A 16,328-nucleotide genomic window follows, 5' to 3' on the forward strand; every position below is an offset into this window, starting at 1 on the left:
TTGAAACGTAATGTTGAACTGCTTGCGACAGCAGGCAGTATGGAAGAGCTGGTCCGTCTCGTCCAAGCTGGCGCGGATGCGGTTCAGATCGGGGACTCTCGTTTCGGGATGAGGCTGCCCGGGAACTTCCCGGCAGAGCAGACGGCAGAAGCTGTACAATTAGCTCATGCTGCAGGAGCGCGCGTCTATGCGGTATGCAACAATATTATGGATAATGCTATCTTGGAAGAGCTGCCCCGTTACTTAAAGCTATTACACGCTGCCGGTGTCGATGCAGTTGTATTCGGGGATCCTGCTGTCCTGATCGCGATGAAACAGGCTGGGGTGTCTATACCGCTGCATTGGAATGCCGAGATGACCTCAACCAACTATGTGACGGCCAATTATTGGGGAACAAAAGGGGCAACCCGTGTTATATTAGCGCGAGAGCTGAACATGGAGCAAGTGGTCGAATTCAAACAACGGGCGAAGATTGATGTCCAGGTGCAAGTCCATGGCATGACGAACATCTATCATTCCAAGCGGGCATTAGTGAGCAATTATTATGACCACCAAGGTCAAGATCCAACAGATGAGCAGCTGGGAGCGGATCGGAAGCTGTTCTTGATCGAAGAGGAGCGTCAGGATGAGCGCTTCCCGGTATACGAAGACCGCAACGGAACACATATTATGAGCTCGGATGATATATGTATGGCAGAGAGTCTTCATGAATTGCTCGAGGCAGGCGTTGACAGCTTTAAGATTGAAGGTTTGCTGAAATCGATTGAATATAATGAAACCGCGGTACGTTGTTACAGACAGATCATAGATGCCTATATGGCAGATCCAGCTGGTTATGTATTCAATGAAGAGCAGTGGCTGGAGCCGATCCGCGCTTTGCAGCATCCGGAACGTGAATTGTCCTTCGGATTTTATTATAAAGAACAGGTCTATTAATAAGGTTAGGATAAGAGAGGTGAGACGATGATGGAAATGCAAACGAATCACATGGTTGCGAAAGAACCCCAATCAGGTTCAGCGGTTGCAAGCAAGCGGCGGTTAGGACCTAAACCTGAACTGCTTGCACCTGGCGGAAGTCTGGAGAAGCTGAAGTTCGCTGTTCGTTATGGCGCGGACGCGGTATATATTGGCGGACAGAAATACGGACTGCGTTCCAGTGCGGATAATTTCACTTTCGAGGAAATGCGTGAAGGTGTAGAGTTTGCCGCTAAATATGGAGCCAAAGTATTCGTTGCTGCGAATATTTACGCTCATAATGAAGATATTGAAGGGATTGAACAATATCTTCGCAATCTTCAGGAGGCAGGCATTGCAGCTATTATCGTAGCTGATCCTGCGATTATTGAGACCTGTAAGAAAGCAGCACCGAAGCTCGAAATTCACCTCAGCACGCAACAATCCACAATGAACTGGCAAGCTGTGCAGTTTTGGAAGGATGAGGGCGTACATCGTGTGGTGTTGGCGCGAGAAGCAAATATGGATGAGATCTTGGAAATCAAGCAGAAGGTCGATATCGAGATCGAGACATTCATACATGGAGCAATGTGCAGCTCGTATTCCGGCCGCTGTGTATTGTCCAACCACTTCACCGACCGTGATTCCAATCGTGGGGGCTGCTGCCAATCATGCCGATGGAAGTATGACCTGTTTGAGGATGGCGGTATGAATGTGAGCACGCTCGTGTCAGAAGAGCACGCGATGGCAGACGAGACGCTTCGCCGTTTCAAGCAAGGCGCGGAGGAAGTAGCCCTGTTCCCGAATGAAGATCCGTTCATGATGAGCGCCAAGGATTTGTGCATGATCGAATATGTTCCACAAATGATTGAATCCGGGGTGGAGAGCTTCAAGATCGAAGGCCGGATGAAGAGTATTCACTATGTGGCAACCGTGGTAAATGCATATAGACAAGCCATTGATGCTTATTATGAGGATCCTGACAATTATAAGTTAAATCCAGCCTGGTTGGAGGAGATTTATAAAGCTGCGAATCGTCCGCTGAATACCGGATTTTTCTTTGACGAACCGGGGCATGATGACCATATCTTCGGGCCGGAGGACAAGCGAGTTGATTTTGACTTTGCAGGACTCGTCACCGCCTATGATGAACAATCAGGGATCGCAACCGTGCAGCAGCGTAATCATTTCAAGCCTGGACAAGATGTGGAGTTCTTTGGACCGGGAGGAACCTTCTTCCGTCAGACAGTAGGTACATTGTGGGATGAGGCTGGCAATGAGCTGGATGCAGCGCGTCATCCGCTACAAATGGTGCGCTTCCGCGTGGATCACCCGGTGAAGGAATTCGATATGATGCGCAAGCAAACGGGCAAGAAAAAGTAACATGGAATACGTGGAAATATGTAATCAACCCATCCTGCAGCAAGCTGGATGGGTTTGTTTGTTGTGATCGATAGTTTGGGAAAAGGGATTTACGAAAGCCGTCTAACAATGGTATTTTTTGTAATAGGGATTAAGGATTTGATTTGCCATACATGGGAGGAATCAAATGCTTGAGCAACAGCTGAAGTTACGAGTGGAACAACGCTTTCAAGCAGAAGTAGAGACACGGATAACGGAACTCCGTACTTTCTGCCTCCGGCTGTCGGGAAGTGAATGGATGGCAGATGATCTTCTTCAGGAAACGCTTATGAAAGTATACCGTTCCTTGCAGCAGGATAGTCAGCGACCCGTCACATTAGCCTATCTGAATACGATTGCTCGCCGGACATGGGTGGACTTTTGTCGGAAATCACGGTTGCCAACACAGAATTTGCAAGAAGAATGGGTTCCAACACCTCAGGATTCGTCTATAGATCAGGTAGTGATCAAGGAAGCTCTGGAATCCGTCTTGCATCGATTGCCCGCAAGGCAGGCCATTACTTTGCTCCTAATGGATGTATATGCCTTCACGGCCAAAGAAACGGCTTACAGGATAGATGCTACTGAAGGAGCGGTGACGATGGCGTTGAAGCGTGCGCGTACTAATGTACAACAATTAGCTGCAGGAGGAGAACTTGTATCCTTCTCTCCACCTTCCAGTGAAGGAGGACGAAATTCCGAGTTAATCAAACAATTGGTGCTCGCATTCGAACGACATGATCCGGAATTTATGATAATCGCCTACCTTTAGTTAACTAGCAACGGAATGAAAGTTAAGCGTATTGTGCGAACGGGAACTACGCTGTATTTTGCCATAAGCGACCCGAACGGAATTGAAATTATGGTATACGCAAAATAATCTTCTAATTGACCGTTAGTATTCGTGAGCATTTGACGTTTATATAGGGGCCAGCATCATACAACAAAAGGAGTGTCTGGAATGAACACTATGTTTACTAACATCGGCACAGTTCGGATTCCTGTCCAGGATGTGTCGAAAGCAGCTGTGTGGTATGAAGACAAGCTTGGGCTTCAGTTGATACGCGAACATCCAGGCGAGGCGGAGCTTGATGTATACGGAGGGGAGACTACTCTCACGCTTGTGCAAGAAACGCATTTTCATCCCCTGGGTGTACTGGACGCCGAGGGTTGGACAACCGTATTTAATTTACGAACGCTGGACCCTCACGAAACGAAGCTTAAGTTCGAGGAGTTAAAGTGCGATCCTTTTGCCTGGTTGGAGGGCAAGTACGTAACGATTTTTCAACTAAAAGATCTGGACGGGAACAGGCTGGGCTTCTGCTACGAACGGGAGACGTCTCCCTATCATCGACATACCCCTGCCCATCCGAAGCTTCTTGACGGTGTGAATGCTATTTTCGTTCCTGTCCATGACCTCGAGCAATCGCTAGACTGGTATATGAATATGCTAGGCTTCACACTATTCCACCATTGGGGTACTGGTGCTGATCTTGGTCTCAAGGAGGGAGGGACGCTAATCACCCTTCTAGTCCATGGAGACGAGGCTTCTGCCAATATGGAAAGCAGCGGAATAGCCAATCGCCCATACTTCGGCCTGGTCGCGGAAGATTTAGTGAGCGCTCATAGCCAGCTTAAAGCACGGCAAGGTCAACCTACCGGTATCAGCTCGAGCGGCGAACGGCTTACATGCGAAATCATAGATCCATCGGGAAATCGTATCACCCTTTATTCCAAAGTGGCAGTCTTAGTCTGACATGAGAAGGAGAGCAGGAAGATGGATATTGGCATTGTAGGAGAACGTCCTGGCGTAACGCTTCATGTGAAGAATGTCCGCCGTGCTTCTGAATGGTATCGGGATATTTTGGGGCTAACGCTGGGTCCGACTGACGGCACTTATTATGCGGAGCTACTCACGAAAGATACATTTCTATTTCACCTGATTTATGCGAAGGATGCCGTTCCGCTACAGCAGCCGGTCTTCCATCTGCAATCTGGTGATATTACTCGTACCCACAAGGAGCTTACGGATGCTGGAATCGAGGTTACGTCTATTAGTTGGAATACCGACAACGCGGGCTTTCATTGTATCGATGGGGAAGGCAATTCAATCGGGATTGTCCAATTTTTTTCATATAGGGTTGTGGAGCTGGGCCCGTTGAACTTAGCAGGGTTATATATGGATATCAACAGCACCCAAGAGGAGATACTGGCTCGCATCCAAGAGGTAGAACGTCAAATACCGCAGGAATCAACCAGCCGAATGATTATTGTGCGTGACTCGGCGCACATACAAAGGGTGATCTTCATCGGGTATGTTTGCCAATCGAACGAAGAGTATCCTGCTGCTCTCACTACAATGAGGATTCCTGCTCAATTTTATGGACTCAAGTGGCACTACGGTTCTTCTGCGCAGACACAACAAACATTCGAAGCTCTTGTTAGCAGTTTAGTTGAACAGGGTTATACCCCAGGCGAACAACGTTTAGAATTTCATAAAAGACCGTACCTTGCGAACCCGACAGAAGCTAACTTATATGTAGCGGTGACTCAAAAGATTTAGATAGTAGTTGATACCATAAATAGAGGGGATGAATAAGCATGCAGGAAAAGTCGGCAAATGAACAAACGATCCAGGCAGAGCCCGTACGAGTTTTAAAGTTGGAGGAGATGAAGGTAGTCGGCTTCCCGATAAATGTGTCCTTCCAGGACGGTGATTTCAGCAAAATCGGCAAGAAGAAACAATTATTCATGGACCGCTTGAACGAAATCAAACATGCTGTCGACACCGAGACTTATTGGGCGCCTTGGTACAGCTGCGAGAATATGTTTACTTATTTTTATTGCTTGCAGGTCAACGAACTATTGGATGTTCCTGAAGGGATGATGGGATTTACAATTCCAACAGCTACATATGCGGTCGTCTACTATGATGGGCCGCATCCGATGAATCCCGATCCTTATGGCACTCTTGCCGCTTACAGACAGGAGAATGGGCTAGTACATTCTGAGAAAAAGATGATCCTTGAGAAGTATCGATTTGATCGGGAATGCATACCGCAAGAGAGGGTTACAGTGGAGGTGTATGGACCGATAAAACAGAATTAACACATAGCTAAGCTATGATACTTATCTATAGGTTGCTATTCCGATATTGCTTGGGAGTGAGTCCTGTAATTTTCTTGAACAATCGGCAAAAGTATGAGAAGTGAGGGATCCCTACTCTAGCCCCAATCTGTTCAATGGAGACAGCTTCACTTTTCAACAACCAACAAGCTTGTCTGATTCTGCGAGCAATTACATAGTCGGTAATGCTGCTTCCCGTTTCGCTGCGGAACAGATGGGAGACATGATGCTTGGATAGGTGCAGGGATGCGGTTAGCTCATTCAGTTCAAAGGGCTTTGTGTAGTTCTCTTCGACCCATTGCATGATTTTCTCGGCATGACGTTCGGATCGGGGAGTTCCCTGTAAGCCCTTAATTTCATTAAGGGACTGTATATATTCCAATATAGCGAGAATCATCATTCCCGTGCCTTCCAGGTCATCTGTTCCTTTCGATTCCTTGATCTTGTTGTCCAGACGCTTCAATAACGCAGAAATATAAGGTTCGTTACTGTCCATTCGAAACACTTGATTAGACAAGTCATCCTTCCATAGATGCTCGAAGAATCGGTATGTTTTGGAGAACATGTTGAAATAAGGAGCGTATGTGAACGGCTCAAATGTAAGGACGGTACGCTCATAAGGGATTTGTTCGCTAACCTCGAATTGTACTCTGTGGAGCTGAAAGGGCTGGATAAAAACAATGGAGCCGGCTTCCAAAGTATATACCTTACGGTTCACTACCAAAGTTCCTTTACCGCAATGCACGAATAATAGCTCGATTCCTCTGTGATAGTGATAAAATCCAGCGTAGTTGCCATCCGTGTAATGTCTATGTTTATAGCTGAGCTGGCTTTTTCGCAGAACACCGTCTGAGAACAGCAATCGCGATCCCTTCTCCCTATATTGGTTTATGATCATTATAACAACACAGTGCTATTACACAACAATAGAATTGAACTTTCTGCGCCCAATAATTGATAAAATACGGATAACCAATTAAACAATAGTACCGTGTTGGGATCATGTCGATCATTGGGAGGGCGACTAATGGCACTGGCAGACTTTGTTACAGAAGCGGAATATTCGGAAGTGTTGGACGGTGTAAAGGACTTGCTGAAGGAGACCTATGAGTTGGAAGATCACGAAGCGGCCTCTGTTATTGGCACAAGCCTCAATAAAGCGGATGAGTTATTATGCGATTATATTCAGTACGTTAACTATATTCAAGAGCTCCGGCAACGGCTGAGAGGGACCCTTGAAGCTCAGCTTGTGCTAAAGGTCGACCAGGAGAACGAGCTTCACTTGAAAATGCGGAACGATGCAGCGGTATGGCTTACGTTCGAATGTGTAAGGCGTATTTGCCGTAAATCCATGTCTAACATTTATTAAGTGAATTGAGGTTCGAGAAAAAATAAGATATGGAATGCAACAAAGGAGGATCTGCTCGACAGATCCTCCTTTGAGTGTTTAATGCTCTTATAACAGAGTCGATCCTGCGGACCTGGCCATCGGCCAGGTTTTTCTTAACATAGCGCGCCTAGCCAAGCTAGGTACAACTAATTGATGAAAGTTCAATCGAGGTAAGAGCCAAGTCGCCTCGTAGCTGACAGGCAGCTGGTGGAGAGATCCTAAGGTTGAAGCCCTGTGACAAAGCATCCCTGAGGGGAGCGAGCAAAACAGCAGGCCGTAACATCAAGTGAATCCTGCCGCGTCGACAAAAAAGACCTGAAAAGGACAAGAGAGAGTCGAGCCTCGTGTGTTTGGGCGAAGACCATGGAATGCGTGAAGCCCTTGGAAGTGCAACGCAGAAGAACTCTCCGGCGTAAGGGGATCGGCATGTTGGGAAAGTTGTGCTTGGAACTAGGGAGACCCTCCCCCGCACGAGATGTTTTTTTTCGTAAGGAGCAGACCTATAAGCCCGAAAGGTGAAGTGGTGAGCTGCGGGAAGGGAGTCGGAGGGGATTGTACTACCAATGAAGTGAGGACAACAAAACCTCATGGAGGGAAGAATCCCTACTTTGTTCAAGCAAGTTAAGGAGGTACGAGTGAGTGAATGCAGATAAACCTGCTAACTACGCCAAAGTAAAAGCTCAAGAACTTCAAGACAAGCTATATCTTGCCGCCAAGGAAAATCCAAGACGGAAGTTTCATGCACTCTACGACAAGATTTATCGGGAAGACCTACTTTGGGAAGCATGGAGACGGGTTAAAGGCAATAGAGGCAGTGGAGGAATCGATGGGATAACCATTGACCACATCGTAACAGAATATGGGGAAGATCGATTCGTTGGAGAAATCCGGGAACAACTCCTCTCAGGCACATACCATCCGTTACCCGCACGGCGTAAAGAGATACCCAAGGGAGATGGAAAATTTCGCCCGCTAGGTATACCTGCTATACGCGATCGTACGGTACAGATGGTAACGAAAATGGTGATCGAGCCCATATTCGAGGCGGATTTTAAAGAATGCTCCTATGGATTTCGTCCCAAGAGGGATGCCAAAGGAGCCATTCGTCATATACGGCGTGCCGTTAAGAAAGGTGTCTACTGGGTGGTGGATGTCGATATCGCCGGGTACTTTGATAATATTCCGCATGAGAAGCTGATGAGGCTAGTGGAACAACGAATAAGCGACAAAAGAGTGCTCAAGCTCATACGGAAATGGCTAAAAGCGGGATTCGTAAAAGATCATCAGTTCTACGAAACCGAGCTCGGAAGTCCTCAAGGCGGGGTCATTAGTCCACTACTAGCAAACATTTATCTGAACTATCTCGACACGATCTGGGAAAAGAAATTCACTGAACTCGGTACACTCGTTCGCTATGCGGACGACCTGGTCATCCTTAGCAAAACCAAAGAGCATGCCCTAAAGGCAATTGACGTATTGAAAGCTGTATTTGGCAAACTCGAGTTACAGATGAATACGACCAAATCCAAGCTAGTCAACCTCTGGAATGACAAGGTAGGATTCGATTTTCTAGGCATGCATCACCGAAAAATCCCAAAGCAGGTTAAAGGAGTAGACCGTTACATTCTGCGAAGCTACCCCTCGAAGAAAGCCATGAAGAAGATGAAAGAGAAGATAAAGGAAGTCACAGAGCCACGAAACCGACTGTTCTGGACAATGAACCAAATGGTCAAAGAACTCAATCCGAAAATCCAAGGATGGAGAAACTACTACGCGATGGACACCTTTGCTGATCTGTTTCTGAATAAGATTGATTGGTATATTCGAAAAAGGTTAATGCTGTTTTGGAACAAGAAACGTAATAGTCGGAAGAAGCATAGTCACTCTAGAATAGCGGGCATAGTGGCTCAGCATTCTGGATTAAAGAAACTTGTAGGCTAGGAGAGTACCGTAAAGCGGAAGAAAGAAGAACATCGGAAAGCCGGATGAGGGAAAACCTCACGTCCGGTTTGATGCAGGGGGAGCTGGATAAGTAAAGAAGAGGGTTTTCGCCCTCCAATGAAACCTCAGTTCTCTACTCTACTTAGAATGCGGAGTGTTGGTGTGGAACAGTAAGTTCCACTTTTAATTTAGGCGGGAATTACTAATCAGACGATGTTTACTATGGAAGGAAAAGGGAGCAGATGCAGCTATTCTAGCTAAACAGCTTAAGAGGTAACTGCAAAACCTGCAGCTAATTTCTCTTAAACGCAGCATATATGAAGTATAACTGTAAAACCTGCAGCTAATGATTAGATATTTATCGAGATGAGCCGGATATTATAAAATTAACGGTAGGAAATGCAGGTAATTTGGTAAAGGGCCACGATCCTAGAAAAATAACTGCAGCTTTTGCAGCTAAAGTTAATGGAGAGTCGCGAACACACAAAGCAAGGTGAGCACAAGAGCTTTTTATGCAGGTGGGTTAACGAATCGCCCCTGCGACTCGGTTGAAGGACAAATTAGTTCGTTTTCCTTCAATATTAGTAAAGTTTGATTAACAAATCCGAAGAATCTATAGATGGGCTTCGGTCCTTTGTAGACAGTCCTTTAGCGACATAAAGTAGATGACGATCATTTATACACAGACAGGCCATTTTTCGTGTTTCCCTAACTAGATGCGCTCAAGGTAGAACAGAAAAGGGCAGAAGGTGGAGCGGAAAAGCGTCAGCGGTCGCCTTTGCACTTGAATTCTCACCACTAAAAACATGATTCAAAAGAATTGAAGTGCAACAGCGATTGGAGCCCGCCTTTCTGCCCTTCCACGCACCCAACTGATATCCAACACCAAGGACCTGGCCATCGGCCAGGTTTTTTTTTATTCGTCCTCCTGTTCTCAAGGGCAGCCCTTAAATATTGTCCAGATCAACCATGTGGATGGCTGAATCCACAATGAAAAAGCAATCATGCGGGATGTAAAATGAAGGAGAACATCAATGGAACTCAAGCAGCTGGACGAAATCGATCGATAATGAGCCATGGGAGGCCGAATAATGACATTAAATGTCGCGGTAGTAGGCATAGGGAACATCGGAAGCATTCATGCGGGCGTGTACAAGGACAACCCGAAGGTCGAACTGGTAGCAGTTTGTGACATCGTGAAGGAGAAGGCGGATGCAGCGGCGGCCAAATACGGCGTGAAGGCATTCTATAGTGTACAGGAAATGCTGGCCAGCGGGATTAAGCTTGACGGCGTCAGCGTAGCGACGAAGGGGGAGGAGAATGGCGGGGAGCATTTCGCCCCTACGATGGAGCTGCTGAAGGCGGGCATCCCTGTGTTGGGCGAGAAGCCAATCTCTAACCGGATCGACGAGGGCGAGAAGATGGTCGAGCTCGCGAAGCAGAAGAAGCTGCCTTACGCAGTTAACCTGAACCATCGGTTCACGCCAGCAGCCGTAAGGGCCAAAGAATGGATGACGGCGGGACGCCTCGGCAAGCTGCACATGATCAATATGAAAATGTGGATCAACAACCCGGTAGAAACGTCCCCTTGGTTTCACCTGCGTGCGCTGCATCCGCATTCCTTTGATGTCATTCGCTACTTTGCCGGTGATGTGAAGAAAGTCGCGGCGTTCATGATGAAGGGCGAGGGACGTACGATCTGGTCGAATGCACAAATCATTATGGAATTTGAGAACGGTGCCATTGGCAACCTCGTTGGCAGTTATGATGCGGGCAAGGGCTACGGCCTGGAATGCTGCGAGGTGGTTGGCTCGAAAGGTCGTTTTGTCCTTGAAGATGCGTGCGAGCACCTGTCGTTCTATCCCCGTCATAGCATTGAGACAGAAACGTTCAGTTATCTCGGCGGTATGCGCTCATTCGGAGAAACGTTCAAAAGTCGCATTGATGCATGGGTCGACCAGTTGGAAGAAGGGGCTTCATACGACAAAATTGATGGTTCCGGCGAAGATGCGCTGAGGGCGCAATATATCATAGAGGCAGCAATCAAATCGTTCGAAACAGGAACGGTCGTCACTCTGTAACAACTATCCACTAACCCGATTAAGGAGAGATGTCAAAGTGTCTAAGCTGATTAAGTTGGGCGTCAATTCGGTGCTGTATAAAGAGTTCGATTTTGCAACCGCGGCAAAGCATATCGCGCTTTGCGGGTATGACGGTGTAGAGGTATCCGCGATCGAGGGCATGTGCGAGCATTTGGATGTAACGAAGTGGAGCGAGCAAAAAGCAAGCATTCGAGCAGCAGCGGAAGAACACGGCCTAGAGCTGCTGTCGATGGAATTCGGTGGAGTCCGTGACGAGGATCGGCTCGTCCGCGCGTTCGAGGCGGGCGCTGAGATCGGTATCCCGATTGTCAACATCGGTCCGGGCGGCAAGCTTGGCGTGGAAGAGGATCTTCAACGCTCGATCGACATGTTGAGCCGCATGTCGGAGAAAGCAGCGGACTTCGGTGTGATGCTTTGCGTCAAGGCACATGTGGGCAACGCAATCTACAATACTCCGACGACGCTGCGCGCCATGCAGGATATCACCTCTCCGTCGTTCGGCATCGATATGGACCCGAGCCACATCCACCGCGCCGGTGAAAATCCAGAAGAAGCGCTCCCCGCTGTCCTAAGCCGGGTGAAGCACATTCATATCCGCGACTGCAGAGGCCGCGAGCAAGGACCGGGTTCCATCGAGATGCAGGCTTGCGGACGTGGCGATATCGACCTGTACAGCTATTGCAAGGCTATGGTCGATGGCGGCTATATCGGTCCGGTCGTCCTAGAGGTAATCGGCGCGAAGCCGGAGCACTCACTGGCGCAGATTTCGATTGTTGCGGCTGAAACGTACGGCTATTTGAACGCATGTCTGAAAAAGCTCGGGGCTCGCTAAGCGGGAGACGCCCTTCAAATCAAGGAGGCATAAACCAATGGCACGTAAAAAACAACCGAACGTAATCATCCTTGGAATCGACAGCCTGCGCCGGGACCATATGAGCTCTTACGGCTATTCCCGTCTTACAACGCCACATATGGATAAATTGGCGGCGGAAGGGGCGCTGTTCGAGCAGCATTTTAGCCCGAGCATTCCGACGACACCCGCCTACGCCTCCATGCTGACCGGTATGGACGTATTTGGCACGGACGTCGTGGCGCTGCGTCACAAAGGACCGCTTGGCAGCCATGTGAGAACGTTGGGCGAGGTGCTGGAGGAGAACGGCTATAACACGACCTGCATCGGCTTTACGGGCAATCCGTCATCGCGCGGATTTCAGACCTATTTGAACTATGAGGCATGGATGCCGAACGAGAATGGCGAGTGTCCGAAGGCGCAGAACATGAACGACGTCGCTCTTCCTGAGCTGCATCGGCTGGCGGCGGACGATAAGCCGTTCTTCCTGTTCTTGCGCCATATGGATCCGCACTCGCCGTACTTGCCGCCGAAGCCGTTCGATCGGATGTACTATGGTAAGGACGAGAAGGATCCGTCCAACACTTCGATGGAACCGGTTTTCAATTTCAAGCCATTTGGCGATTTCCTGAAATCGTGGATTCCAGAGGGCGTGACCGATCAAGAGTATGTTACCAACCTGTACGACGGCGCTATTGCATATATGGATACATGCATCCAAAATTTGTTTGCGGCAGTCGAGGCGCTCGGGATTGAAGAAGAGACACTTATCGTCATTACGTCGGACCATGGCGAAACACTGTATGAGCATGACTGTTACTTCGACCACCACGGTCTGTATGAGTGCACGCTCGTCGTACCGCTTATCCTTAAGTACCCAGGTAAGGTGAAACCGGGCGCGCGTTTCAGCGACGTAACGCTTATTCAAGACATAACGCCTACGGTTCTTGATCTTCTTGGCATAAGGAACAAAATTAAATTTGACGGACGAAGCCTGGCCGGAAGTTTGACCGGGGAAGAGCTGCCTGTCGTCACCGAGTTCTATATTACGGAGTGCACATGGATGCGCAAGCACGGTTGGCGGACTCCGGAATGGAAGCTAATTCGCGCACTTGAGCCGGACTTCCATGGTAAGCCCGAGGTCGAGCTGTACAATTTAATTAAGGATCCCGGGGAGAATGTCAACGTGGCGGAACGGGAGCCGGAGGTAGTCGAGCTGCTGACGAAACGGATGAACGCGCATATCGCGAAACGCGAAAAGCAGACGAAGCGTCCGAATCCGATCTATACAAATCTTGACTGGCACGGCAAAGGTATCGGTCCGTTTACGTCGTCCGAGCAAGCCTATGACTCGCTATATATCGGTTCGATATCAACAGCAGTAGCGCTCCAAGCGAAAAAAGTGCCTGAGAATGCGAAGAAGTGAACGATTGCCCTCAGCTCCGAAAGGAAGTGCAGCCATGATAAAAGTCGCCGTTGTAGGTGTCAACAACATCGGCAAAATCCATTGCCGTTACTACCGGCAGCATCCTGAGACCGAGCTTGTCGCCGTTTGCGATTTGATGGAGGAGCGGGCGACGGCGGCCGGCCGGGAGCATGGGGTTGCGGCGTATACCGATTTGCGGGTTATGCTCGAGAAGGAGGACGTGGACGCCGTAATCGTGGCGACCGCCGGCGTCGAGAAGGGCAGCCATCATTATGAGCCGACGATGATCGCGCTCGAAGCCGGTAAAGACCTACTCGTCGAGAAGCCGATCTCCAATGATATCGGGGAAGCCAGGAAGATGGTCGCATTCGCCCGAGAAAAGGGCGTGCGACTTGCGTGCAACCTGAACCACCGGTTTACGCCGGCGGCCGAACGGGCGAAGAAGCTGATCGAGGAAGGAAAGCTAGGCTCGATGCTGTTTCTTAATATGCGGCTGACGATCCGCAATCCCGCTGACGCATCGGAATGGTTCCATATGCGGGCTCTGCATCCTCATTCGATCGATGTGATGCGTTATTTGGCCGGAGACGTCCAACGAGTGCAAGCCTTCATGACCAAGGCGCCAGGGCGCGCTTCCTGGTCGACTGTATCGATTAACATGCAGTTTGCGTCCGGAGCGGTAGGCCATTTGACCGGCAGCTACGACATGTCGATGAAGCATCCGATTGAATGGTGCGAGGCTGCTGGGACCGAGGGACGTCTCGTCATTGACAATGTGTATGAAAGCTTGACCTATTACCCTCATCAGTCTGAGGATCTGCTCGTTGTGCGCAATCCGATTTTCGGCGGGATGCAGGGCTTTGACGATACGTTCCGACTGCGGATCGAGCGTTTTATCTCGCAGATCAAAGCAGGGAAGACGCCTGATGAAATGGATGCCTCCGGGGCAGACGCACTAGCGGCGCAGGAAGTGATCGAAGCGGCGATTCGTTCGCATCAGCTGGGCGGAGCAGCAGTAGAAGTCCCTTCGATCATATGACGCAATACGAACAGCAGCGGCTGCTGTATGGCAATCGCCTTCAATCTCTGCAACATCCAGGAGGGACAACAATGGAGAATGAACTAGGAGCGGTATGTTGGTTCACCGGTCTATCCGGCTCCGGTAAAACAACAACGGCCCGCCAAGTGGCGGAGGAGCTGAAGTCGTTAGGCCGACGCGTGGAAATGCTGGATGGCGACGAGCTTCGCGAAACGATCTGCAAGGGGCTCGGTTTCAGCCGAGAAGAGCGTTTCGAGAATATTAAACGAATTGCATACGTCGCCAAGCTTCTGTCGCGCAACGGTGTGACTGTGCTCGTATCGGCGATAACCCCATATCGGGAAATGCGCGAATACGTAAGGCAAGAGGTTCCCGGCTTTATCGAGGTTTATGTCCGCTGCCCGCTTGAGGAATGCGAGCGTCGGGATGTGAAGGGCTTATACGCAAAGGCAAGAAGAGGCGAAATCGCCCGGTTTACAGGGGTATCCGACCCTTATGAGGAGCCTGTTGCGCCGGAGATCACGATCGAGACGCATAACGTCACAGTTCAGCAAAATCGTGATAAAATAGTGTCATGGCTTAACGAACAATCCGTTTTCTCGACTAATGTGTGCCTTGAGGGGATGTATATATGAAAATCATATTCATCTCATTAGACACTTTGCGAGCCAATCGGTTAAGCAGCTACGGCTATACGAAGCCAACGAGCCCACATATGGATCGGATCGCCTCCGAGGGCGTGCTGTTCGAACGCGCATATGCCGCTGATATACCGACTGAGGTGGCGCATACCGGTATTTTTACGGGCAAGGTCGGTCTTACGACAGGAATCGTATCTCACGGCTCAGACCTGACGAGCTTGCCGAAATCGACTCCATGGCTGCCAACGCTGCTTCGAACCGCTGGCTTTACGACGGGGGCGGTTGATAATCTATACCAGCTGAAGGAATGGTTCGCCCGCGGCTTCCGATATTATATCAATAGCGTAGGCGGCAACCGGTGGATCGACGGACGTACGGTCAACGACCTGGCGATGCCGTGGATCGAGCAGCACAAGGACGAATCTTTCTTTTTATTCCTGCATTATTGGGATGCACATACGCCGTATTTGCCGCCGGCAGACTATATTCCAACGTTTTACGGTGAAGGGCGCGATCCATTCGATAACGCGAATAAAAGCATGGAACCCGCATACAACCATACGGCTTATCCGTTTTTTAAGCATCACCATTACGATCTGCTCGGCCCGGTCACGGACACCGCCTATATCGACGCTCTGTACGACGCGGAGATCCGATACTTGGATGATCGCCTTAAGGAACTGGACGACCATCTCGAAGCTCTCGGGATTAAGGACGATACGATGCTGGTGTTGTTCGGCGACCATGGCGAGAGCTTAACCGAGCACGACATTTACTGGGATCATTGCGGCTTGTATGAGCAGACGGTACATGTGCCGATCATTATTCGTTACCCTGGCCGCATTCCCTCAGGACGACGTATACCCGGATTCGTTCAGCAGGTCGATTTACTGCCGACGCTTCTTGAAGCTGTGCGCAAGGAGGAGCCGTCCGGGATTAACCTGACCGGGCTTAGCGATTTGACGGGACTCGACGGACGGAGCCTATGGCCGGCGATAGAGGGTAAGGCGAGTGGAACGCACGAGTATGTGCACCTGAGCGAATGCGCATGGCAGGCGGCACGCGGTATTCGGACGGACCGCTATAAGTTTATCCGCACTTACGATCCGGGGCCGTTTAATAGGCCGCCCCGTGAGCTTTATGACCTACAGAACGATCCAGAGGAAACAAATAATTTAGCCGACCACCTGCCGGAGATAGCGAACGAACTCGAGCTGAGAATCGAGCAGTGGGTCATGGAGAAGTTGGCTGGTCGTACCGATCCGATGGAGAAGCAGCTAAGCGAAGCCGGACTTCCGTTCAAGAAGCGGATCGATGCCATACTGGCTGGGTCCGGTCTAACTTGGGAGGAATGGATTCAGGACCCTCGTCGCGAACGATTTGCGGAAGCAGGACACTTGATCAGACATTCGTAGAGGAAGCAATACTTGCATCGTCAACACGTCAAGATACGGTTTA

Annotated in this window: 15 protein-coding genes; 14 read left to right on the plus strand and 1 reads right to left on the minus strand. The window is 49.5% G+C overall.

Features of this window, described 5'->3' with window-relative positions; translation table 11 throughout:
* From AC58QD_RS10290 to AC58QD_RS10315, 6 genes are all read left to right on the plus strand, one after another.
* Window positions 1-936 (plus strand): peptidase U32 family protein, encoded by a 936-nt coding sequence (locus tag AC58QD_RS10290; RefSeq protein ID WP_497332891.1) that lies wholly within the window; start codon window positions 1-3, stop codon window positions 934-936.
* Window positions 937-987: 51 nt separating this feature from the next.
* Window positions 988-2,337: a peptidase U32 family protein gene (locus AC58QD_RS10295; RefSeq protein ID WP_497332893.1), complete on the plus strand. Its 1,350-nt coding sequence runs from the start codon at window positions 988-990 to the stop codon at window positions 2,335-2,337.
* Window positions 2,338-2,503: 166 nt separating this feature from the next.
* On the plus strand, window positions 2,504-3,127 hold the full coding sequence (locus tag AC58QD_RS10300; RefSeq protein WP_497332726.1) for an RNA polymerase sigma factor: 624 nt from the start codon (window positions 2,504-2,506) through the stop codon (window positions 3,125-3,127).
* Window positions 3,128-3,316: 189 nt separating this feature from the next.
* The gene (locus tag AC58QD_RS10305; protein ID WP_497332728.1) at window positions 3,317-4,111 is read left to right on the plus strand and encodes a VOC family protein; all 795 of its coding nucleotides are present in this window, start codon (window positions 3,317-3,319) and stop codon (window positions 4,109-4,111) included.
* Between the two features lie 21 nt (window positions 4,112-4,132).
* Window positions 4,133-4,918: a hypothetical protein gene (locus AC58QD_RS10310; RefSeq protein ID WP_497332730.1), complete on the plus strand. Its 786-nt coding sequence runs from the start codon at window positions 4,133-4,135 to the stop codon at window positions 4,916-4,918.
* Between the two features lie 38 nt (window positions 4,919-4,956).
* The gene (locus AC58QD_RS10315) at window positions 4,957-5,463 is read left to right on the plus strand and encodes a GyrI-like domain-containing protein (protein WP_497332732.1); all 507 of its coding nucleotides are present in this window, start codon (window positions 4,957-4,959) and stop codon (window positions 5,461-5,463) included.
* A 25-nt stretch (window positions 5,464-5,488) separates the two neighbouring features.
* Here the strand turns inward: AC58QD_RS10315 and AC58QD_RS10320 are convergent, their stop codons facing one another.
* Entirely contained in the window at window positions 5,489-6,343 is an 855-nt protein-coding gene (locus AC58QD_RS10320; RefSeq protein WP_497332734.1) for a helix-turn-helix domain-containing protein, read from the minus strand.
* 165 nt (window positions 6,344-6,508) lie between these two features.
* Between AC58QD_RS10320 and AC58QD_RS10325 the strand changes: the two genes are divergently transcribed.
* From AC58QD_RS10325 to AC58QD_RS10360, 8 genes are all read left to right on the plus strand, one after another.
* Complete coding sequence (locus AC58QD_RS10325; protein ID WP_497332736.1) at window positions 6,509-6,850, plus strand: hypothetical protein; 342 nt, start codon at window positions 6,509-6,511, stop codon at window positions 6,848-6,850.
* Between the two features lie 660 nt (window positions 6,851-7,510).
* On the plus strand, window positions 7,511-8,812 hold the full coding sequence (gene ltrA / locus AC58QD_RS10330) for a group II intron reverse transcriptase/maturase (protein ID WP_497332738.1): 1,302 nt from the start codon (window positions 7,511-7,513) through the stop codon (window positions 8,810-8,812).
* Window positions 8,813-9,903: 1,091 nt separating this feature from the next.
* Window positions 9,904-10,893 (plus strand): Gfo/Idh/MocA family protein, encoded by a 990-nt coding sequence (locus AC58QD_RS10335; RefSeq protein ID WP_497332740.1) that lies wholly within the window; start codon window positions 9,904-9,906, stop codon window positions 10,891-10,893.
* Window positions 10,894-10,930: 37 nt separating this feature from the next.
* Window positions 10,931-11,746 (plus strand): sugar phosphate isomerase/epimerase family protein, encoded by an 816-nt coding sequence (locus tag AC58QD_RS10340; RefSeq protein WP_497332742.1) that lies wholly within the window; start codon window positions 10,931-10,933, stop codon window positions 11,744-11,746.
* 37 nt (window positions 11,747-11,783) lie between these two features.
* Window positions 11,784-13,190: a sulfatase family protein gene (locus AC58QD_RS10345; protein ID WP_497332744.1), complete on the plus strand. Its 1,407-nt coding sequence runs from the start codon at window positions 11,784-11,786 to the stop codon at window positions 13,188-13,190.
* A gap of 34 nt (window positions 13,191-13,224) precedes the next feature.
* Window positions 13,225-14,229, plus strand: a complete 1,005-nt coding sequence (locus AC58QD_RS10350; RefSeq protein ID WP_497332745.1) for a Gfo/Idh/MocA family protein — start codon at window positions 13,225-13,227, stop codon at window positions 14,227-14,229.
* A gap of 71 nt (window positions 14,230-14,300) precedes the next feature.
* Window positions 14,301-14,864 carry an adenylyl-sulfate kinase gene (gene cysC, locus AC58QD_RS10355; protein ID WP_497332747.1) on the plus strand — a complete coding sequence of 188 codons (564 nt, stop codon included), beginning with the start codon at window positions 14,301-14,303 and terminating at the stop codon, window positions 14,862-14,864.
* Window positions 14,861-16,285: a sulfatase family protein gene (locus AC58QD_RS10360; protein ID WP_497332749.1), complete on the plus strand. Its 1,425-nt coding sequence runs from the start codon at window positions 14,861-14,863 to the stop codon at window positions 16,283-16,285. Before cysC ends, AC58QD_RS10360 begins: the two co-directional genes overlap by 4 nt.
* Window positions 16,286-16,328 lie beyond the last annotated feature (43 nt).

This window comes from Paenibacillus sp. J2R1T-4 (assembly GCF_059692235.1).

Coding starts and splice junctions, on each gene's coding strand:
- AC58QD_RS10300 (WP_497332726.1), top strand. CDS start 2,504: ATGCTTGAGCAACAGCTGAAGTTACGAGTGGAACAACGCTTTCAAGCA.
- AC58QD_RS10295 (WP_497332893.1), top strand. CDS start 988: ATGGTTGCGAAAGAACCCCAATCAGGTTCAGCGGTTGCAAGCAAGCGG.
- AC58QD_RS10345 (WP_497332744.1), top strand. CDS start 11,784: ATGGCACGTAAAAAACAACCGAACGTAATCATCCTTGGAATCGACAGC.
- AC58QD_RS10310 (WP_497332730.1), top strand. CDS start 4,133: ATGGATATTGGCATTGTAGGAGAACGTCCTGGCGTAACGCTTCATGTG.
- AC58QD_RS10305 (WP_497332728.1), top strand. CDS start 3,317: ATGAACACTATGTTTACTAACATCGGCACAGTTCGGATTCCTGTCCAG.
- AC58QD_RS10360 (WP_497332749.1), top strand. CDS start 14,861: ATGAAAATCATATTCATCTCATTAGACACTTTGCGAGCCAATCGGTTA.
- AC58QD_RS10315 (WP_497332732.1), top strand. CDS start 4,957: ATGCAGGAAAAGTCGGCAAATGAACAAACGATCCAGGCAGAGCCCGTA.
- AC58QD_RS10335 (WP_497332740.1), top strand. CDS start 9,904: ATGACATTAAATGTCGCGGTAGTAGGCATAGGGAACATCGGAAGCATT.
- AC58QD_RS10325 (WP_497332736.1), top strand. CDS start 6,509: ATGGCACTGGCAGACTTTGTTACAGAAGCGGAATATTCGGAAGTGTTG.
- cysC (WP_497332747.1), top strand. CDS start 14,301: ATGGAGAATGAACTAGGAGCGGTATGTTGGTTCACCGGTCTATCCGGC.
- AC58QD_RS10350 (WP_497332745.1), top strand. CDS start 13,225: ATGATAAAAGTCGCCGTTGTAGGTGTCAACAACATCGGCAAAATCCAT.